This window comes from Escherichia sp. WS338 (assembly GCF_046486405.1).
In the GTDB taxonomy this organism is placed as follows: Bacteria; Pseudomonadota; Gammaproteobacteria; order Enterobacterales; family Enterobacteriaceae; genus Escherichia; species Escherichia coli.
The window spans coordinates 226,372-246,754 of the sequence record NZ_JBJQLL010000004.1 but is presented as its reverse complement, the minus strand read 5'-3'; the positions used below and the strand labels follow the sequence as shown (position 1 = coordinate 246,754).

18 protein-coding genes are annotated in these 20,383 nt (G+C 53.3%); 10 read left to right on the top strand and 8 right to left on the bottom strand.

Annotated features, from left to right (window positions below):
- Positions 1-3 precede the first annotated feature (3 nt).
- Genes qseG through glnB form a run of 3 tightly spaced genes read left to right on the top strand, consistent with a single transcriptional unit; the run spans position 4 to position 2,440 of the window.
- A complete protein-coding gene (qseG, locus tag ACJHWT_RS05290) occupies positions 4-717 on the top strand; it encodes a two-component system QseEF-associated lipoprotein QseG (protein ID WP_001215876.1) in 714 nt (237 codons plus the stop codon).
- Positions 707-2,041: a two-component system response regulator GlrR gene (gene glrR / locus ACJHWT_RS05285; protein ID WP_001298983.1), complete on the top strand. Its 1,335-nt coding sequence runs from the start codon at positions 707-709 to the stop codon at positions 2,039-2,041. Before qseG ends, glrR begins: the two co-directional genes overlap by 11 nt.
- A gap of 60 nt (positions 2,042-2,101) precedes the next feature.
- Positions 2,102-2,440, top strand: a complete 339-nt coding sequence (gene glnB, locus ACJHWT_RS05280) for a nitrogen regulatory protein P-II (RefSeq protein ID WP_000717694.1) — start codon at positions 2,102-2,104, stop codon at positions 2,438-2,440.
- Between the two features lie 44 nt (positions 2,441-2,484).
- Here glnB and hmpA read toward each other — a convergent pair whose 3' ends face one another.
- Positions 2,485-3,675, bottom strand: coding sequence for an NO-inducible flavohemoprotein (gene hmpA / locus ACJHWT_RS05275; RefSeq protein ID WP_000883131.1), 1,191 nt, complete (start codon positions 3,673-3,675; stop codon positions 2,485-2,487).
- A 327-nt stretch (positions 3,676-4,002) separates the two neighbouring features.
- Here hmpA and glyA point away from each other — a divergent pair, with 327 nt between their 5' ends.
- Complete coding sequence (glyA, locus tag ACJHWT_RS05270; protein WP_000919149.1) at positions 4,003-5,256, top strand: serine hydroxymethyltransferase; 1,254 nt, start codon at positions 4,003-4,005, stop codon at positions 5,254-5,256.
- A 62-nt stretch (positions 5,257-5,318) separates the two neighbouring features.
- Here glyA and ACJHWT_RS05265 read toward each other — a convergent pair whose 3' ends face one another.
- Positions 5,319-6,512 carry an ROK family protein gene (locus ACJHWT_RS05265; protein WP_001317987.1) on the bottom strand — a complete coding sequence of 398 codons (1,194 nt, stop codon included), beginning with the start codon at positions 6,510-6,512 and terminating at the stop codon, positions 5,319-5,321.
- A gap of 117 nt (positions 6,513-6,629) precedes the next feature.
- Between ACJHWT_RS05265 and ACJHWT_RS05260 the strand changes: the two genes are divergently transcribed.
- The 6 genes from ACJHWT_RS05260 (at position 6,630) to ACJHWT_RS05235 (ending at position 15,559) form a co-directional block, all read left to right on the top strand.
- Complete coding sequence (locus tag ACJHWT_RS05260) at positions 6,630-9,911, top strand: DUF5107 domain-containing protein (protein WP_001696039.1); 3,282 nt, start codon at positions 6,630-6,632, stop codon at positions 9,909-9,911.
- Positions 9,912-10,007: 96 nt separating this feature from the next.
- Complete coding sequence (locus tag ACJHWT_RS05255; RefSeq protein ID WP_001124894.1) at positions 10,008-10,991, top strand: substrate-binding domain-containing protein; 984 nt, start codon at positions 10,008-10,010, stop codon at positions 10,989-10,991.
- A 22-nt stretch (positions 10,992-11,013) separates the two neighbouring features.
- Positions 11,014-12,525 (top strand): sugar ABC transporter ATP-binding protein, encoded by a 1,512-nt coding sequence (locus tag ACJHWT_RS05250; protein ID WP_000493464.1) that lies wholly within the window; start codon positions 11,014-11,016, stop codon positions 12,523-12,525.
- A 24-nt stretch (positions 12,526-12,549) separates the two neighbouring features.
- A complete protein-coding gene (locus ACJHWT_RS05245; protein WP_001276664.1) occupies positions 12,550-13,548 on the top strand; it encodes an ABC transporter permease in 999 nt (332 codons plus the stop codon).
- Between the two features lie 32 nt (positions 13,549-13,580).
- Entirely contained in the window at positions 13,581-14,675 is a 1,095-nt protein-coding gene (locus ACJHWT_RS05240) for a zinc-dependent alcohol dehydrogenase family protein (protein ID WP_000700774.1), read from the top strand.
- A gap of 11 nt (positions 14,676-14,686) precedes the next feature.
- Entirely contained in the window at positions 14,687-15,559 is an 873-nt protein-coding gene (locus ACJHWT_RS05235; protein WP_000158532.1) for an aldose 1-epimerase, read from the top strand.
- 47 nt (positions 15,560-15,606) lie between these two features.
- Here the strand turns inward: ACJHWT_RS05235 and ACJHWT_RS05230 are convergent, their stop codons facing one another.
- The 6 genes from ACJHWT_RS05230 to hcaE all read right to left on the bottom strand — a co-directional run bounded on the left by ACJHWT_RS05230 (position 15,607) and on the right by hcaE (position 20,343).
- On the bottom strand, positions 15,607-16,029 hold the full coding sequence (locus ACJHWT_RS05230) for a DoxX family protein (RefSeq protein ID WP_001094726.1): 423 nt from the start codon (positions 16,027-16,029) through the stop codon (positions 15,607-15,609).
- A 96-nt stretch (positions 16,030-16,125) separates the two neighbouring features.
- Entirely contained in the window at positions 16,126-17,328 is a 1,203-nt protein-coding gene (gene hcaD, locus ACJHWT_RS05225; protein ID WP_000660745.1) for a phenylpropionate dioxygenase ferredoxin reductase subunit, read from the bottom strand.
- A gap of 9 nt (positions 17,329-17,337) precedes the next feature.
- Positions 17,338-18,150, bottom strand: coding sequence for a 3-phenylpropionate-dihydrodiol/cinnamic acid-dihydrodiol dehydrogenase (gene hcaB / locus ACJHWT_RS05220; protein ID WP_001281377.1), 813 nt, complete (start codon positions 18,148-18,150; stop codon positions 17,338-17,340).
- A complete protein-coding gene (locus tag ACJHWT_RS05215; protein ID WP_001080102.1) occupies positions 18,147-18,467 on the bottom strand; it encodes a bifunctional 3-phenylpropionate/cinnamic acid dioxygenase ferredoxin subunit in 321 nt (106 codons plus the stop codon). The genes hcaB and ACJHWT_RS05215 overlap by 4 nt, the downstream gene beginning before the upstream one ends.
- Entirely contained in the window at positions 18,467-18,985 is a 519-nt protein-coding gene (gene hcaF / locus ACJHWT_RS05210) for a 3-phenylpropionate/cinnamic acid dioxygenase subunit beta (RefSeq protein ID WP_001696037.1), read from the bottom strand. Before hcaF ends, ACJHWT_RS05215 begins: the two co-directional genes overlap by 1 nt.
- On the bottom strand, positions 18,982-20,343 hold the full coding sequence (gene hcaE, locus ACJHWT_RS05205; RefSeq protein WP_065203334.1) for a 3-phenylpropionate/cinnamic acid dioxygenase subunit alpha: 1,362 nt from the start codon (positions 20,341-20,343) through the stop codon (positions 18,982-18,984). Before hcaE ends, hcaF begins: the two co-directional genes overlap by 4 nt.
- Positions 20,344-20,383: the final 40 nt, after the last annotated feature.

The window sequence follows — 20,383 nt, the reverse complement described above, 5'->3', positions numbered from 1 at the left end:
AATATGCGACACATTTTTCAACGATTATTGCCCCGACGGCTGTGGCTGGCAGGGCTGCCATGTCTGGCATTGCTGGGTTGCGTGCAGAGTCACAATAAGCCAGCCATTGATACGCCAGCAGAAGAAAAAATTCCGGTTTATCAACTGGCTGACTATCTTTCTACTGAATGTAGCGACATCTGGGCGCTGCAAGGTAAATCAACCGAAACCAATCCGCTTTACTGGCTGCGGGCGATGGATTGTGCTGATCGTTTAATGCCTGCGCAGTCGCGTCAGCAAGCCCGCCAATATGACGACGGCAACTGGCAAAATACCTTTAAACAAGGGATTTTGCTCGCCGACGCCAAAATTACGCCGTATGAGCGCCGCCAGCTGGTCGCGCGCATTGATGCGCTAAGTACCGAGATCCCGGCACAGGTTCGCCCTCTGTATCAACTCTGGCGCGACGGTCAGGCGCTGCAACTGCAACTGGCGGAAGAGCGCCAACGCTACGGCAAACTCCAGCAATCCAGCGACAGCGAGCTGGATACATTGCGCCAGCAACATCACGTTCTACAGCAGCAACTGGAACTCACCACCCGCAAGCTGGAAAACCTGACTGATATTGAACGCCAGCTCTCGACCCGCAAACCGGCTGGAAATTTCTCGCCGGATACGCCGCACGAGAGTGAAAAGCCCGCGCCATCCACCCATGAGGTCACTCCTGATGAGCCATAAACCTGCGCATTTATTATTGGTCGATGACGATCCGGGATTGCTGAAACTGCTTGGCCTGCGCCTGACCAGCGAAGGCTACAGCGTGGTCACGGCGGAAAGTGGTGCTGAAGGATTACGGGTACTGAATCGCGAAAAAGTAGATTTAGTTATCAGCGACCTGCGGATGGATGAAATGGATGGTATGCAGCTGTTTGCTGAAATCCAGAAAGTGCAGCCGGGAATGCCGGTAATTATTCTTACCGCACATGGTTCTATTCCCGATGCCGTTGCTGCAACACAGCAGGGAGTGTTCAGTTTCCTCACCAAGCCTGTCGATAAAGACGCGCTATATCAGGCAATTGATGATGCGCTGGAACAATCCGCGCCAGCCACCGACGAACGCTGGCGCGAGGCGATTGTCACCCGCAGCCCGCTGATGCTGCGTTTGCTGGAACAGGCGCGGCTGGTGGCGCAATCAGACGTCAGCGTTTTGATTAATGGCCAGAGCGGCACCGGGAAAGAGATTTTCGCCCAGGCTATCCACAACGCCAGCCCGCGCAACAGCAAGCCGTTTATTGCTATTAACTGTGGCGCATTGCCCGAGCAATTACTGGAGTCCGAGCTGTTTGGTCATGCGCGTGGTGCGTTTACTGGCGCTGTCAGCAATCGCGAAGGTTTATTCCAGGCGGCGGAAGGCGGTACGCTATTTCTCGATGAGATTGGCGATATGCCCGCACCGTTGCAGGTTAAACTGCTGCGCGTGTTGCAGGAGCGTAAAGTGCGCCCGCTGGGCAGTAACCGCGATATTGATATCGACGTGCGGATTATTTCCGCCACTCACCGCGACCTGCCAAAAGCGATGGCGCGCGGGGAATTCCGTGAAGATCTCTATTACCGCCTCAACGTTGTCAGCCTGAAAATTCCGGCTCTGGCAGAGCGCACAGAAGACATTCCGCTACTGGCAAATCACCTGTTGCGCCAGGCGGCAGAGCGACATAAACCGTTTGTCCGCGCGTTCTCCACCGATGCGATGAAACGCCTGATGACCGCGAGCTGGCCGGGCAACGTGCGCCAGTTGGTCAACGTGATTGAACAGTGCGTGGCGCTGACCTCATCTCCGGTGATTAGCGATGCATTAGTAGAGCAGGCGCTGGAGGGCGAAAACACGGCGCTGCCAACCTTTGTTGAGGCACGTAATCAGTTTGAACTCAACTATTTGCGTAAGCTGCTACAAATCACCAAAGGCAACGTCACCCACGCGGCGAGAATGGCGGGGCGCAACCGGACAGAATTTTATAAACTGCTTTCCCGACACGAGCTGGATGCAAACGATTTCAAGGAATGAATTGGCGTTATGTGTTACGTTTAGCAGATCAAAAGACAGGCGACCTTTTCAAGGAATAGCATGAAAAAGATTGATGCGATTATTAAACCCTTCAAGCTGGACGATGTTCGCGAAGCACTGGCTGAAGTCGGCATTACCGGCATGACGGTCACTGAGGTGAAAGGTTTTGGCCGCCAGAAAGGCCATACCGAGCTGTACCGCGGCGCGGAGTATATGGTGGATTTTCTGCCGAAAGTGAAAATTGAGATTGTCGTACCGGACGACATTGTCGATACCTGTGTTGATACCATTATTCGCACGGCGCAAACCGGCAAAATCGGTGACGGTAAAATCTTCGTCTTCGACGTGGCACGGGTCATTCGCATCCGTACCGGTGAAGAGGACGACGCGGCAATTTAAACCGCGTCAAGGGTTGCCGGATGTTTCCATCCGGCAACATCAAATCACAGCACCTTATGCGGACCAAAGCATTCGTAATGAATGTTTTCCTGCTTCACGCCCAGATCCACTAACTGTTTCGCGGCAAACTGCATGAAGCCAACCGGGCCGCAGAGATAGAACTGCATTGTCGGATCGCTGAACGCACCTTCCAGTTTGCTCAAATCCATCAGACCTTCGCTATCAAACTGACCTTTAACGCGATCGGCTTCGCTCGGCTGACGATACCAGGTGTGCGCGGTAAACTGCGGCAGTGACAGCCCCAGTTCCTTAACTTCATCAGCAAAGGCGTGAACATCGCCATTTTCTGCCGCATGGAGCCAGTTCACTTGTGCTGTGTGGCCTGCTTTTGCCAGCGTGTCGAGCATTGCCAGCATTGGCGTTTGCCCTACACCCGCAGAGATCAGTGTTACCGGCGTGTCATCCGTCACATCCATAAAGAAATCACCCGCCGGAGCGACCAGTTTCACGACATCGCCAACATTGGCGTGATTGTGCAGCCAGTTGGATACCTGCCCACCCTCTTCGCGTTTCACCGCAATACGATAGCCTTTGCCATCCGGTTTGCGAGTCAAAGAGTACTGACGAATTTCCTGATGCGGGAAACCTTCCGGCTTCAGCCAGACGCCGAGATATTGCCCCGGACGGTATTCTGCCACTGCGCCACCGTCGACCGGCTCCAGTTCGAAGCTGGTGATAAGTGCGCTGCGCGGTGTTTTAGCCACAATGCGGAAATCGCGAGTACCTTCCCAGCCACCGGCTTTGCTGGCGTTTTCGTTATAGATTTCCGCCTCGCGATTGATAAATACATTAGCCAGTACGCCATAGGCTTTACCCCATGCGTCCAGCACTTCCTGGCCCGGGCTGAACATTTCGTCCAGCGTCGCCAACAGGTGTTCGCCGACGATGTTGTACTGTTCCGGTTTGATCTGGAAGCTGGTGTGCTTCTGCGCGATTTTTTCTACCGCTGGCAGCAGCGCAGGCAGGTTTTCAATATTACTGGCGTAGGCGGCAATAGCGTTAAACAGGGCTTCACGTTGATCGCCATTGCGCTGGTTACTCATGTTAAAAATTTCTTTGAGTTCTGGGTTATGAGTAAACATACGGTCGTAGAAATGGGCGGTTAACTTTGGCCCCGTTTCCACCAGTAAAGGGATGGTGGCTTTTACTGTAGCGATGGTTTGAGCGTCAAGCATATGGTCTTCCTTTTTTTGCATCTTAATTGATGTATCTCAAATGCATCTTATAAAAAATAGCCCTGCAATGTAAATGGTTCTTTGGTGTTTTTCAGAAAGAATGTGATGAAGTGAAAAATTTGCATCACAAACCTGAAAAGAAATCCGTTTCCGGTTGCAAGCTCTTTATTCTCCAAAGCCTTGCGCAGCCTGAAGGTAATCGTTTGCGTAAATTCCTTTGTCAAGACCTGTTATCGCACAATGATTCGGTTATACTGTTCGCCGTTGTCCAACAGGACCGCCTATAAAGGCCAAAAATTTTATTGTTAGCTGAGTCAGGAGATGCGGATGTTAAAGCGTGAAATGAACATTGCCGATTATGATGCCGAACTGTGGCAGGCTATGGAGCAGGAAAAAGTACGTCAGGAAGAGCACATCGAACTGATCGCCTCCGAAAACTACACCAGCCCGCGCGTAATGCAGGCGCAGGGTTCTCAGCTGACCAACAAATATGCTGAAGGTTATCCGGGCAAACGCTACTACGGCGGTTGCGAGTATGTTGATATCGTTGAACAACTGGCGATCGATCGTGCGAAAGAACTGTTCGGCGCTGACTACGCTAACGTCCAGCCGCACTCCGGCTCCCAGGCTAACTTTGCGGTCTACACCGCGCTGCTGGAACCAGGCGATACCGTTCTGGGTATGAATCTGGCGCATGGCGGTCACCTGACTCACGGTTCTCCGGTTAACTTCTCCGGTAAACTGTACAACATCGTTCCTTACGGTATCGATGCTAGCGGTCATATCGACTACGCCGATCTGGAAAAACAAGCCAAAGAACACAAACCGAAAATGATTATCGGTGGCTTCTCTGCATATTCCGGCGTGGTGGACTGGGCGAAAATGCGTGAAATCGCTGACAGCATCGGTGCTTACCTGTTCGTTGATATGGCGCACGTTGCGGGCCTGGTTGCTGCTGGCGTCTACCCGAACCCGGTTCCTCATGCTCACGTTGTTACTACCACCACTCACAAAACCCTGGCGGGTCCGCGCGGCGGCCTGATCCTGGCGAAAGGTGGTAGCGAAGAGCTGTACAAAAAACTGAACTCTGCCGTTTTCCCTGGTGGTCAGGGCGGTCCGTTGATGCACGTAATCGCCGGTAAAGCGGTTGCTCTGAAAGAAGCGATGGAACCTGAGTTCAAAACTTACCAGCAGCAGGTCGCGAAAAACGCCAAAGCGATGGTAGAAGTGTTCCTCGAACGCGGCTACAAAGTGGTTTCCGGCGGTACTGATAACCACCTGTTCCTGGTTGATCTGGTTGATAAAAACCTGACCGGTAAAGAAGCAGACGCCGCTCTGGGCCGTGCTAACATCACTGTCAACAAAAACAGTGTACCGAACGATCCGAAGAGCCCGTTTGTGACCTCCGGTATTCGCGTGGGTACTCCGGCGATTACGCGTCGCGGCTTCAAAGAAGCAGAAGCGAAAGAACTGGCGGGCTGGATGTGTGACGTGCTGGACAGCATCAATGATGAAGCCGTTATCGAGCGCATCAAAGGTAAAGTTCTCGACATCTGTGCACGTTACCCGGTTTACGCATAAGCGAAGCGGTTAATCTGTTGAAAAAGGCTTCCTTCGGGAAGCCTTTCTACGTTATCGCGCCATCAAATCTGCCGTAACTGCGCCTCAACATACAAATAGCCAATTCCCAGTACCTGTTGTGCGCGGCTTAATTGCCCAAAGCCAATCTGTGTCGCTTTCACGCTCGGTCCTTCGTCGCGGTCGAACGGGTTAAATCCCGTCTGGCGAATAATGGTATTAAGCCAGTTCTCACCAAAGGCACAACTGCGACCGTACAACCAAATCTGATTAATATTGAGGATGTTGAGGAAGTTATACAGACTCAAACCAATGGCGTTGGCAGAGCGATCAACCCAACTGGTGATCCACGGTTCTCCACTCTGCCAGGCAGCGATTAACTGCGCGGTAGTCAGTTTTTCAGGATCAAGCTGAGTATTAACCGGTTGTGATTTTAGCCATACCCGCGCCTGTTTTTTTAATGCGCTTAACGAGGCGACGGTTTCCAGGCAGCCATAACGTCCGCAGTCGCAGACGACGCCATCCGGATTAACGATGGTGTGACCAATCTGTCCGCTACCATACAAACTGCCGCGATAAATTTGCTCGTTAATCACGAACGACGAGCCAATGCCGTAATCAACGTTGATCACGCAGAAATCCCGGCCCTGCGAATTATTTTGCCATTTCTCCGCCAGCGCCAGCATCACGCAGTCATTATCGACCATCACCCGAATGCCGAGCTTCTCTTCCAGCAGATATTTTACCTCAACCGGCGTTGTCCACGGCGCTTGCGGCATGGTTTGCGACACGCCGGTCACCGGATCAACCTGACCGTGGATTGCCAGCGCCAGGTTGATGGTACGGTCCGGCCACAATTTACGGTGGCGATGCCAGCATTTTTCGATTTCGGACAGCAGCGCCTGCGGCGTCGGTGCATCAATCTGTAAATACTCAAATTCACCTTTCGGACTTAAACAAGCATTAGCAACCTGACACTCAATACTGGTGGGCGTCACGTTCAGGCACAACGTCCAGTCACCTTCCGGCGCAATCAGCCATGTACCGCTACTATGCCCGCGCGTCTGGCTTTCATCGTCGATATTCACCACCCGTTTTTCGCTTTCCAGTTCCTGCAAAATATTACTGACCGCCGGAATCGAAATTTGCGCCAGCCGGGCCAGCGTTGATTTATTGGCGCGCTTTTGCCGGTACAGCAGTTCCAGAATCACGCATTTGTTATGGTGGCGAATCTGTTGATTATTAATGCAGGCTCTCATCTTCACTAAACCTTGTTTAGTTAATTGCGTGATTATTCCGCGAAAACATTGCCAGATTGTTCAATACACTGCCACAAATCTTTTAATTCAGTATGTCTTGTTAATATTGAGGGCACCATGACTCCAGTAAAAGTGTGGCAAGAGCGCGTTGAGATCCCGACCTATGAAACCGGGCCGCAGGATATACATCCCATGTTCCTGGAAAATCGCGTTTATCAGGGATCGTCCGGCGCGGTTTATCCCTACGGCGTGACCGATACGCTGAGCGAGCAGAAAACCCTGAAATCCTGGCAGGCGGTGTGGCTGGAAAACGACTACATCAAAGTGATGATCCTGCCGGAGCTGGGCGGTCGGGTGCATCGCGCGTGGGATAAAGTGAAACAGCGCGATTTTGTCTATCATAATGAAGTCATTAAACCGGCGCTGGTGGGGCTGCTGGGGCCGTGGATCTCCGGCGGGATTGAGTTTAACTGGCCGCAACACCATCGCCCGACCACCTTTATGCCCGTCGATTTCACCCTCGAAGCCCATGAAGACGGCGCACAAACCGTGTGGGTCGGCGAAACGGAGCCGATGCACGGTTTACAGGTGATGACAGGTTTCACCCTGCGCCCTGACCGGGCGGCACTGGAAATTGCCAGCCGCGTCTATAACGGCAACGCCACGCCGCGTCATTTCTTGTGGTGGGCCAACCCGGCAGTGAAAGGGGGTGAAGGGCATCAGAGCGTCTTCCCGCCGGATGTAACGGCGGTGTTTGATCACGGCAAACGGGCCGTCTCCGCTTTCCCCATCGCCACCGGCACTTACTACAAAGTGGACTACTCCGCCGGAGTGGACATTTCTCGCTATAAAAATGTGCCCGTTCCAACCTCATATATGGCTGAAAAATCACAGTACGATTTTGTTGGCGCGTGGTGTCACGATGAAGATGGCGGTTTGCTGCACGTTGCCAACCACCATATTGCGCCAGGTAAAAAACAGTGGAGCTGGGGACACAGTGAATTTGGCCAGGCGTGGGATAAGAGTCTGACCGACAATAACGGCCCGTATATCGAACTGATGACTGGTATTTTTGCCGATAACCAGCCCGATTTTACCTGGCTTGATGCTTACGAAGAGAAGCGTTTTGAGCAGTATTTCCTGCCTTACCATTCTTTGGGCATGGTGCAAAACGCCTCCCGCGATGCGGTGATTAAACTCCAGCGTAGCGAGCGGGGGATTGAGTGGGGGCTGTATGCCATCTCTCCGTTGAAAGGATACCGTCTGGCGATCCGCGAAATCGGCAAATGCAACGCGTTGCTCGATGATGCCGTGGCCCTGACACCAGCGACCGCCATCCAGGGCGTGTTGCACGGTATCAATCCTGAAAGGCTGACCATTGAACTCTCCGATGCCGACGGCAATATCACACTGAGTTATCAGGAACATCAGCCGCAAGAGTTGCCGTTGCCGGACGTCGCCAAAGCGCCACTGGCAGCACAAGACATTACCAGTACAGATGAAGCCTGGTTTATCGGTCAGCATCTGGAGCAATATCATCACGCCAGCCGTTCACCGTTCGATTACTACCTGCGCGGCGTGGCGCTGGATCCGCTGGATTATCGCTGTAACCTGGCGCTGGCGATGCTGGAATATAACCGAGCAGATTTCCCGCAAGCGGTGGCGTATGCCACTCAGGCGCTGAAACGCGCACATGCGCTAAACAAAAATCCGCAGTGCGGACAGGCGAGTTTGATTCGCGCCAGTGCTTACGAACGTCAGGGGCAATATCAACAAGCCGAAGAGGATTTCTGGCGGGCGGTCTGGAGCGGCAACAGTAAAGCAGGTGGCTATTATGGTCTGGCACGGCTGGCGGCGCGTAATGGTCACTTCGACGCTGGTCTGGATTTTTGCCAACAAAGTCTTCGCGCCTGCCCAACCAATCAGGAAGTGCTTTGCCTGCATAATCTGCTGCTGGTGTTAAGTGGTCGTCAGGACAACGCGCGTTTGCAGCGCGAGAAACTGCTGCGCGATTATCCGCTGAACGCCACTCTGTGGTGGCTGAACTGGTTCGATGGTCGTAGCGAATCAGCCTTCACGCAGTGGCGCGGTCTGTGTCAGGGACGCGACGTTAACGCCCTGATGACCGCCGGGCAACTGATTAACTGGGGAATGCCCACCCTGGCGGCAGAGATGCTGAACGCACTGGACTGCCAGCGCACGCTGCCGCTTTACTTGCAAGCCAGCTTGCTGCCGAAAGCTGAACGCGGCGAACTGGTCACAAAAGCCATTGATGTCTTCCCACAGTTTGTCCGTTTCCCGAATACGCTGGAAGAAGTGGCGGCGCTGGAGAGTATTGAAGAGTGCTGGTTTGCCCGTCATTTACTGGCCTGCTTCTACTACAACAAGCGCAGCTACAACAAAGCCATTACTTTATGGCAACGTTGCGTAGAGATGTCGCCGGAGTTTGCCGACGGCTGGCGCGGGTTAGCGATCCATGCGTGGAATAAGCAACACGATTATGAGCTGGCCGCGCGTTATCTTGATAATGCTTATCAGCTTGCGCCGCAGGATGCACGTCTGCTTTTCGAACGGGATTTGCTTGATAAGTTAAGCGGAGCCACACCGGAGAAACGACTGGCGCGTCTGGAAAATAATCTGGAAATTGCGCTGAAACGCGACGACATGACCGCAGAACTGCTCAATTTGTGGCATCTCACGGGTCAGGCAGACAAAGCGGCGGACATTCTCGCCACGCGCAAATTCCACCCGTGGGAAGGCGGGGAAGGGAAGGTCACCAGTCAGTTTATCCTCAATCAGCTATTACGCGCCTGGCAGCACCTTGATGCCAGAGAGCCGCAGCAGGCCAGCGAACTGCTTCATGCCGCGCTGCATTATCCGGAAAATTTAAGCGAAGGCCGTTTACCCGGGCAAACTGATAACGACATCTGGTTCTGGCAGGCGATATGCGCTAACGCGCAGGGCGATGAAACTGAAGCGACGCGTTGTTTACGTCTGGCGGCGACCGGCGATCGCACCATTAACATTCACAGTTATTACAACGATCAGCCGGTTGATTATCTCTTCTGGCAAGGAATGGCGCTGCGACTGCTGGGTGAACAGCAAACCGCACAGCAACTGTTTAGTGAAATGAAACAGTGGGCGCAAGAGATGGCGAAAACCAGTATTGAGGCGGATTTCTTTGCTGTTTCACAACCTGACCTGTTGTCGCTGTATGGCGATTTACAACAGCAGCATAAAGAAAAATGCCTGATGGTGGCGATGCTGGCGTCCGCGGGACTCGGGGAGGTTGCGCACTATGAATCTGCTCGCGCTGAATTGACGGCGATTAATCCGGCCTGGCCGAAAGCGGCATTATTCACCACTGTGATGCCTTTTATTTTTAACCGCGTTCACTAAACCCTATTAACTGTAATATTTGAGCGGCACGCGCTGCCGCTCATCACAAAATAATTAGAATAAGCCGTTGTAAATAAAAACCCTACAGGAGGCACTATGCCTAAAAAAATGAGAACAACCCGTAATCTATTATTAATGGCTACGCTATTAGGTAGCGCTTTATTTGCCAGGGCTGCGGATAAAGAAATGACCATTGGTGCAATATACCTTGATACCCAGGGATATTACGCTGGCGTGCGTCAGGGCGTTCAGGATGCGGCAAAAGATTCTTCAGTACAGGTACAGTTAATTGAAACTAACGCCCAGGGTGATATTTCGAAAGAAAGTACCTTTGTTGATACCCTCGTGGCGCGTAATGTCGATGCCATTATTTTATCGGCAGTGTCTGAAAATGGCAGTAGTCGTACCGTTCGTCGCGCCAGTGAAGCGGGTATTCCGGTGATTTGCTACAACACCTGTATTAATCAAAAAGGTGTCGATAAATATGTCTCGGCGTATCTGGTCGGCGATCCGCTGGAATTTGGTAAAAAACTGGGTAACGCTGCCGCCGATTATTTTATTGCCAATAAAATTGACCAGCCGAAAATTGCCGTCATCAATTGCGAAGCCTTTGAAGTTTGTGTGCAGCGACGTAAAGGATTTGAAGAGGTATTAAAATCCCGCGTTCCCGGCGCGCAAATAGTCGCTAATCAGGAAGGGACTGTTTTAGATAAAGCGATTTCCGTTGGTGAAAAACTAATTATCTCCACGCCGGATCTCAACGCCATTATGGGGGAATCGGGCGGTGCGACACTCGGCGCGGTAAAAGCGGTACGTAATCAAAATCAGGCCGGAAAAATTGCTGTTTTCGGTTCGGATATGACCACTGAAATTGCTCAGGAGCTGGAAAACAATCAGGTGCTGAAAGCGGTGGTGGATATTTCCGGTAAGAAAATGGGCAATGCTGTTTTCGCGCAAACTTTGAAGGTTATCAATAAACAAGCCGACGGTGAAAAAGTGATTCAGGTGCCAATCGATCTCTATACCAAAACGGAAGACGGTAAACAGTGGCTGGCAACGCACGTTGATGGTCTGCCCTAATCGCTGATTCGCAGAGGTCCCTATGTTCACAGCAACAGAGGCAGTCCCGGTAGCAAAAGTGGTGGCAGGAAATAAGCGTTATCCCGGCGTCGTTGCGCTGGATAACGTTAACTTCACGCTCAATAAAGGCGAAGTTCGTGCGCTGTTAGGCAAAAACGGTGCGGGAAAATCGACCCTCATTCGAATGCTTACCGGTAGCGAACGTCCGGATAGCGGTGATATCTGGATTGGCGAGACGCGACTGGAAGGTGACGAAGCTACGCTGACTCGCCGTGCCGCTGAACTGGGGGTACGCGCGGTTTATCAGGAGTTAAGTCTGGTGGAAGGGCTGACAGTGGCGGAAAACCTCTGCCTCGGTCAGTGGCCCCGCCGCAACGGCATGATTGATTACCTGCAAATGGCGCAGGACGCCCAACGTTGCTTGCAGGCGTTGGGCGTTGACGTTAGTCCTGAACAACTTGTTTCAACACTAAGCCCGGCGCAAAAGCAGCTGGTGGAAATTGCGCGGGTGATGAAGGGCGAGCCGCGCGTGGTCATTCTTGATGAACCCACCAGCTCGCTTGCCAGTGCGGAGGTTGAACTGGTGATCAGCGCGGTGAAAAAGATGTCGGCACTGGGCGTGGCGGTGATTTATGTCAGCCACCGGATGGAAGAAATTCGCCGCATTGCCTCCTGTGCCACCGTTATGCGCGATGGTCAGGTGGCGGGCGATGTGATGCTCGAAAACACCTCCACGCATCATATTGTGTCGCTAATGCTCGGGCGCGATCACGTTGATATTGCGCCGGTTGCCCCTCAGGAAATTATGGATCAAGCCGTGCTGGAAGTCCGTGCGTTACGCCATAAGCCCAAGCTGGAGGATATCAGTTTTACACTACGTCGTGGCGAAGTGCTCGGCATTGCTGGTCTGCTGGGGGCAGGGCGCAGTGAATTGCTGAAGGCGATTGTTGGGCTGGAGACGTATGAACAGGGCGAAATTGTTATCAACGGCGAGAAAATCACGCGCCCCGATTACGGCGACATGCTGAAACGCGGCATTGGCTATACGCCAGAAAACCGCAAAGAAGCGGGGATCATTCCCTGGTTGGGCGTTGACGAAAATACAGTGCTGACCAATCGGCAAAAAATCAGCGCCAACGGTGTGCTGCAATGGTCCACCATCCGCCGCCTGACCGAAGAGGTGATGCAGCGGATGACGGTCAAGGCCGCCAGTAGCGAAACGCCCATCGGCACGCTTTCTGGTGGCAATCAGCAAAAAGTGGTGATCGGTCGTTGGGTCTATGCCGCCAGCCAGATTTTGTTGCTCGACGAGCCAACGCGTGGCGTCGATATCGAAGCCAAACAGCAGATTTACCGTATTGTCCGCGAGCTGGCTGCCGAAGGAAAAAGCGTGGTGTTTATCTCCAGTGAAGTGGAGGAGTTGCCGCTGGTGTGTGACCGCATCCTGTTATTACAGCACGGTACGTTCTCGCAGGAGTTTCACTCGCCGGTCAATGTGGATGAGCTGATGTCCGCCATTCTGTCTGTGCACTGATGAATTTTACCGAGGAACCTGAAGATGTCTGCTTCGTCATTACCATTGCCGCAGGGCAAGAGCGTCTCGCTCAAACAATTTGTCAGTCGCCATATTAATGAGATCGGTTTGCTGGTGGTGATCGCCATTCTTTATCTGGTCTTCTCTCTGAACGCGCCGGGTTTTATCTCATTGAATAACCAGATGAACGTGCTGCGCGATGCCGCCACCATTGGGATCGCCGCCTGGGCGATGACGCTGATTATTATCTCCGGGGAAATTGATGTCAGCGTTGGGCCGATGGTGGCTTTTGTCTCGGTGTGCCTGGCATTTTTGCTGCAATTTGAAGTTCCGCTGGCGATAGCTTGTCTGCTGGTGTTGCTGTTAGGCGCGCTGATGGGAACGCTCGCCGGAGTGCTGCGCGGCGTGTTTAACGTGCCAAGTTTCGTGGCCACGCTGGGGCTGTGGAGCGCCCTGCGCGGAATGGGGCTGTTTATGACCAACGCCCTGCCAGTGCCGATTGACGAAAACGAGGTACTGGACTGGCTGGGTGGACAATTTCTCGGAGTGCCGGTATCCGCGCTGATCATGATGGTGTTGTTTGCGCTGTTTGTGTTCATCAGCCGCAAAACCGCCTTCGGGCGCTCGGTTTTTGCCGTTGGCGGTAATGCTACGGCGGCGCAGTTGTGCGGCATCAACGTTCGTCGGGTGCGCATTCTTATCTTTACCCTTTCGGGATTATTAGCGGCGGTGACCGGCATTTTGTTGGCGGCGCGCCTCGGTTCTGGTAACGCAGGTGCGGCAAACGGTCTGGAGTTTGACGTCATCGCCGCGGTCGTGGTCGGCGGTACGGCACTTTCCGGCGGTCGCGGTTCCCTGTTCGGTACATTGCTTGGTGTGCTGGTGATTACGCTAATCGGTAACGGTCTGGTGCTGCTCGGTATTAACTCCTTTTTCCAGCAGGTGGTACGCGGCGTCATCATCGTGGTGGCGGTGCTGGCGAATATCTTGCTGACCCAGCGAAGCAGTAAAGCGAAACGCTAAACCTTAACGCCCCTGGCGCGGGTGCGGCAGGGATGAAAATTAATCGTATTGTTAATGAGGAATTTATGAAAACGATGCTGGCAGCTTATTTACCAGGAAATTCGACCGTCGATCTGCGGGAAGTTGCGGTGCCGACGCCGGGGATTAACCAGGTACTGATCAAAATGAAATCCTCCGGGATTTGCGGAAGCGATGTCCACTATATCTACCACCAGCACCGCGCCACGGCGGCGGCGCCCGATAAACCGTTATACCAGGGCTTTATCAACGGTCATGAACCGTGCGGGCAGATTGTGGCGATGGGGCAAGGCTGCCGCCATTTTAAAGAGGGAGACCGCGTGCTGGTGTATCACATTTCTGGCTGTGGTTTTTGCCCGAACTGCCGTCGTGGTTTTCCTATCTCTTGTACTGGCGAAGGAAAAGCGGCTTACGGCTGGCAGCGTGACGGCGGCCATGCTGAATACCTGCTGGCGGAAGAAAAAGATCTGATCCTCCTGCCGGACGCGCTGAGCTATGAAGATGGTGCGTTTATCAGTTGCGGCGTTGGTACAGCGTATGAAGGAATTTTGCGCGGCGAAGTTTCCGGCAGTGATAACGTGCTGGTGGTCGGTTTGGGGCCAGTCGGCATGATGGCGATGATGCTGGCGAAAGGTCGCGGTGCAAAACGGATCATCGGCGTTGATATGCTGCCGGAACGTCTGGCGATGGCGAAACAGTTAGGGGTGATGGATCACGGCTATTTAGCAACCACCGAAGGTCTGCCGCAGATTATCGCCGAACTCACCCACGGTGGCGCGGATGTTGCGCTCGATTGTTCCGGTAATGCCGCAGGTCGCTTACTGGCGTTGCAATCCACTGCTGACTGGGGACGGGTGGTTTACATCGGGGAAACCGGAAAAGTGGAGTTCGAGGTTAGCGCTGATCTGATGCATCATCAACGGCGGATTATTGGCTCCTGGGTGACCAGTCTGTTCCATATGGAAAAATGCGCCCACGATTTAACGGACTGGAAACTGTGGCCGCGTAATGCCATTACCCATCGCTTCACGCTGGAACAGGCAGGAGAAGCCTATGCGCTGATGGCGAGCGGTAAATGCGGGAAAGTTGTGATTAACTTCCCGGATTAAGGAGTCAGCGGATGACCATCTATACCTTATCTCACGGGCCGCTAAAGCTGGACGTTTCTGACCGGGGTGGTGTCATCGAAGGTTTCTGGCGTGATACGACGCCGCTCTTACGTCCTGGTAAAAAAAGCGGTGTGGCAACCGATGCCTCCTGTTTTCCGCTAGTGCCGTTTGCAAACCGGGTGAGCGGCAATCGTTTTGTCTGGCAGGGGCGTGAGTATCAACTGCAACCGAATGTTGAATGGGATGCGCACTATCTGCACGGCGACGGCTGGCTGGGGCAGTGGCAATGTGCCTCGTGCAGCGATGATAGCTTGTGTCTGGTGTATGAACATCGCAGCGGCGTTTATCACTATCGGGTAAGCCAGGCGTTTCATTTAACGGCGGATACGCTGACGGTGACACTCTCTGTCACCAATCAAGGGGCAGAGACGCTGCCATTTGGTACCGGCTGGCATCCTTATTTTCCGTTGTCGCCGCAAACGCGGATTCAGGCACAGGCGATTGGTTACTGGCTGGAGCGGGAGCAGTGGCTGGCGGGTGAGTTTTGCGAGCAGCTACCGCAGGAGCTGGATTTCAACCAGCTCGCGCCGTTGCCGTGCCAGTGGGTAAACAATGGCTTTGCCGGATGGAATGGTCAGGCCCGCATCGAGCAGCCGCAGGAGGGTTATGCCATCATCATGGAAACGACGCCACCTGCACCATGTTATTTCATCTTTGTTTCCGACCCGGCGTTTGATAAAGGATATGCGTTTGATTTCTTCTGTCTGGAACCGATGAGCCATGCGCCGGATGACCATCATCGCCCGGAAGGGGGTGATCTCATTGCGCTTGCACCAGGGGAATCAACAACTTCAGAGATGTCGTTGCGGGTTGCGTTACTGTAATTTATAAAATGCCGGATAAGGCGTTCACGCCGCATCCGGCATCTTTCCTAACGCCGATCGAGAGAAATTGCCCCCGGCCCGGTAATTGCCAACAGCAGGAATGCGCCAGCGATACTGACATTTTTCCAGAAATTAATCATATTTGGCCCAACCGCATCGCCGGTCATATCCCAGTAATGGTGACCAATTACCGCTGTACCCAGCGTGTAGAAAATAAACAGCACCGCCAGCGGACGGGTGAAAAAGCCAAGCACGATTAATATCGCGGCGGGCACTTCCATAACTACCGCAATAATCGCTGCCAGCATCGGCATTGGCGCGCCCAGCGAGGCCATATATTGGACCGTACCGTCAAAACCCATCATTTTGGGAAAACCAAAAATAATGAAAATTAAGACCACGGCGATACGGGCAATTAATAACAAAACGGGGCGTGCAGCTCCAAAATCAAAATAACGTAGTGTGTTCATAACCAATCCCTTTGCAAGATAATGTGATTTAAACGTAATACACACTCTTGCACCTCGCCACGCCCCAGGCATTGAGATATTCGCTAATTATCCTGGTTACAGTGATTTAAGCGCGATGTCCTCATCTATCAGCAGTTTCGCATCAAACGTTTTGCCGCTCTGGATCCATTTGCGGATTAAGCGAATCTCACGCCCCTGATTCAGCGTTACCGCACCGATAAGCACGCCGTTTTGCAGATTAAACCAAATCGCCTTCTGAGTTTCCGGGTTGCCACGACAAATCCAGTCATCGCCATGCATATCGCCAATAAACTGTAAGTTATCACTGTACTGATCGCTCCAGAACCACGGCGGCGGCAGTCGCGGAAGCGGTAGCCCCAACATTGCGGCAGCGGCAATTTGCGCCTGGTTATTGGCGTTTTCCCAGCTTTCGCAGCGGTGTAGTGCACCATTATCAATACGGGTGATTGCCACATCGCCACCGGCAAAGATCGCGGGATCGCAGGTGCGGCAAGCTTCATCAATGACAATACCATTGGCAGTATCAAGGTTGGCCTCGCGAGCCAGTTGGTCGTTGGCGCTGATACCAATACCGTAAATCACCACATCGGCCCGAAGCGTTTCGCCACTTTGCAGCGTCAGTTCTACTTTTTCACCATCGACCACATGTTCAATGGCATTATTGAGCAGAATGCGCACACCAGCCTGCTGATGGCGCGGTAAAAGATAGCGTTGCACGGGCGGTGGTGCATTACGGCCCATGACGCTTGCCGCCAGTTCAATCACTGTCACCTTACATCCACGCTGCGTGGCGCTGGCAGCCAGTTCCAGACCAATAGTTCCGGCACCGACAATCACGACTGACCGTTCGGGCTGCAGAACTTCTCGCAGTCTGGCGGCATCACCGGCATGGCGCAGGGTAAAGCAGCGTTCTCCCAGTGCATCAAGCAACGGCAGCGGTCGAGCTGCCGCGCCGGTTGCTATAAAAAGCTGATCCCAGTGCCAGCTTTCGCCGTTAGCTAACACTAACTCTTGTGTGTCGCGGCCCAATGTTTTGATGGTTACACCGGAATGCAGATGAACATTGTTTTCCTGCCACCAGTGAGCGGGTAACACAGACTGCAACTGTGGGGAATCTTCCAGCAACATGGATTTCGAGAGCGGGGGGCGTTCATAAGGAAGATGTTGCTCATCGGAAAACAGATGCAGCTCACCGCTGAACCCTTGCTGGCGTAGCAAGGCCGCAGCCATTGCCGCCGCTTGCCCGCCACCGACAATAATGATCGTTTTTTCTTTCATCGTACTTCCTTAAAGATCCAGCCCAGCCGCTACGTGGCGAATGCCGCGAATCGCTAAACCCGCATCAGCGTTGATCATCACACCGCTTAATGCGCGATTATTGCGCCGCGATGCCAACATCACATACGGCCCCGTAAAATCCGCCGGTTGCGGGAAAAATTGCAGCGGTAAAATGGCGGCAATTTTCTCCGGCGTCAGAGACTGCATTATCGAGGTTTCACTTTGCCCGAGCGCCTGTGGGCCGCGCAGGTCGCTGGCCATACCACACGGGCCGACGCCATTCACCCGCACTTTCGGTGCCAGTTCATAAGCCAGTTGGCGAATAAGTCCGGTTGCGGCATGTTTACTGGCGGTGTACAGCGGGCCACCGCCGCCAGGATACCAGGCGGCATTTGACAGTGTGAAAATCATGCTGCCTTCACTGGCGATTAACGCCGGAGCGCAGGCTTTTGCGCCCAGCAGGTAACCGAGTACGTTGACGTTAAACAGCTCGTGGAAGCCGGTTTCGAGCGTCTCTGCGGGAGTATTAACCAGTGAGGCATTGTGATCCCAGATGCCTGCATTGCCGATAAAACAATCCAGCTTGCCGGAACGAGTCAGGATCTGATCGACCGCGCGTTGATAATCGGCATAACAGGTCACGTTACCTTCCACCGCCAGAATATGTTCGCCAAATCGCTGACGCAGACTGGCGACTTTTGCCGCCGACAGTTCCAGCGTGGCAACCTGCGCGCCTTCTTCGATAAATCGCTCGACCAGCGCCAGCCCTAATCCCGATCCGCCGCCGGTAATAAAAATGGACTCGTTATGCAGATCGCTCATGGCTGCGCCTCCGGTAAGTCGATGAAAATGTCACCACCTTCAACGTGTACTGGATAAGTGGTGAGCGGATCGGTGGCGGGCAGGCATAACGCTTTCCCCGTTTTCAGGCAAAAACTGGCGGCGTGTAGCGGGCACTCCACCGTGGCGTCATCTTCCAGATACCCTTCTGACATTGACGCATTACCATGGCTGCAACGATCGTTAATGGCATAAAACTCGCCGCCAACGTTGAACAGGGCGATGACGGGCGAGGTATCGATCCGGAGAGCCTCACCCTCCGGCACATCCGCAACGGGACACGCATAAATTCGATTCATCAGAACAGTACACTCAGGTTATGGGAAGTGATTACCGCTTGATCCAGGACGATATCCCGTTCCAGCAAGCGCCAGTTGTCATCTTCCAGACGGCGAACTTTGTCGAAACGCGTTCCAACATAGAATGTTTCATCGCGCTCTTTTTGTGCCCGATAAAGCAGATAATTCACCCTCACGGCAAATACGTTTGGGATGTCGGTTTCGCTTACCTGGCAGTTGCTGATTAAGTGACGAGTGCGTGACGGCGGCTCTTCTGCCCAAGCCATACCCGTTTCCAGACGGGCGATTCGCCGTTCCAGCTGGTCTTTGGTGTCATTGAAAATCCAGGTCGTCGGCGGCTGAATGCCTTTGCGGCGGTCGCGTGTTTGCGCGTTAACTGTGGTGCGCATGGTGTAACGAATCTCTTCGTCGAGCTGTGCCAGCCAGTCACGAAATTTCCAGTCATCCAGCAGACTGGCTTCGTGAAAGAGAAACTGGCTAATGCGGTGATGTAACTCCAGTGAAACTTGCGCACTCATTTCATCACCTCCTGCTGGTAAGCGGCGGTTTTATCGAGCACTTCCTGCCAGCTTTCGCTACTCAGGAGATCGGCCCAGCGTTGGTACATTCCACGAGCGGCCGTTTCTGAGAAGATATAGTTAGTAATGCCAGGAATGCCGTCGTCGCGACGCTTTTCCTGACCAAGCCCCATTTCCAGACTCAGTTTGCTGTTGCGGGCGCGGTGACCTTTCAGCAATTTCTGGATTTCACACCAGTTCTCCGAGTCATCCTGCTCGAGAAAACCAGCAGGACCAAAAGCACGAGTGGCGCTGTTTTCAAAAGCGGCTTTAACTTCATCGGAGGCGGCTTTGTCAGTAATACAGAACGCCCACACTTCGACTTGATCAGGGCCGCGCGGATGCCAGACGCGGAGCGTGGCAGTGCCGTTGAGCCATGAAAGCGTGGGGAAAATATTGTTATGACCCGCCAGGCGCAGGGCGCGAACTTCACCTAAACGTTGTTCTGCTTCGGCATAGGTTTCGCGGTAATAGCTGGAAACTGCGCCATCGACCCAGACATTAGCATCCGGTTTTTCAGTAAAGAAGAAACCGCTGCCGTGACCGTCCTGACCAAACTGCAGCGCATCTTTGGCGGTTTCCCACACCGGGCGGGCAGTTTGTCCATCACCGAGACGCTTATCGCTGCCATCATCTTTCGCCCCTAATACCTGAACGGCAGAAGCATGGCTGAACAGAGCATGATACTGGTCACTGGCGAACTGCTCTGCCGGGAATTTCCAGTTGCAGTTGATCACCCACTTTTGTACGCCGCCGACAATTTCGGTGCCGCCTTCGCGACGATCCAGCATGCCATCCAGATACCAGGCAATGTCACCAAGGTAATCACGCAGGCCCGGTGCGCTGGTATCCCAGTTGCCAAAAATCAGCCCTTTATAACTCTCCACACAAGGAACTTCGTTTAGTCCCCAGTGGGATTTACACAACCCTTGTGGGTAGGCGCGAGGTTCCAGCGGTACATCGATCAACTCGCCGTTAATGCCATAAGACCAGCCGTGATACGGGCAGGTAAAGGCGCGCGTGTTGCCGCAATCTGCATAACTCACACGCATGGCCCGGTGGCGGCATTGGTTGAGAAACGCCTTGATGCTGCCGTCTTTCTGACGCACTACGACAACCGCATCTTCTCCCATGTAGGTGTTAAAGAAATCACCGGGTTTTGGGATCTGGCTTTCGTGGGCGAGAAATAGCCAGCAACGACCGAAAATGCGCTCAAGCTCCAGTTGATAAATGTCCGGGTCGGTATAAATACGCGGAGTGACCCGACCGTTTTGGGTGTCAATCAGTTGGTAAATGTTCAAATCTGAGGGTGTGGTCATATTTTTTAATCCTGAAAGATAAGATGTATTGACCTTCTAT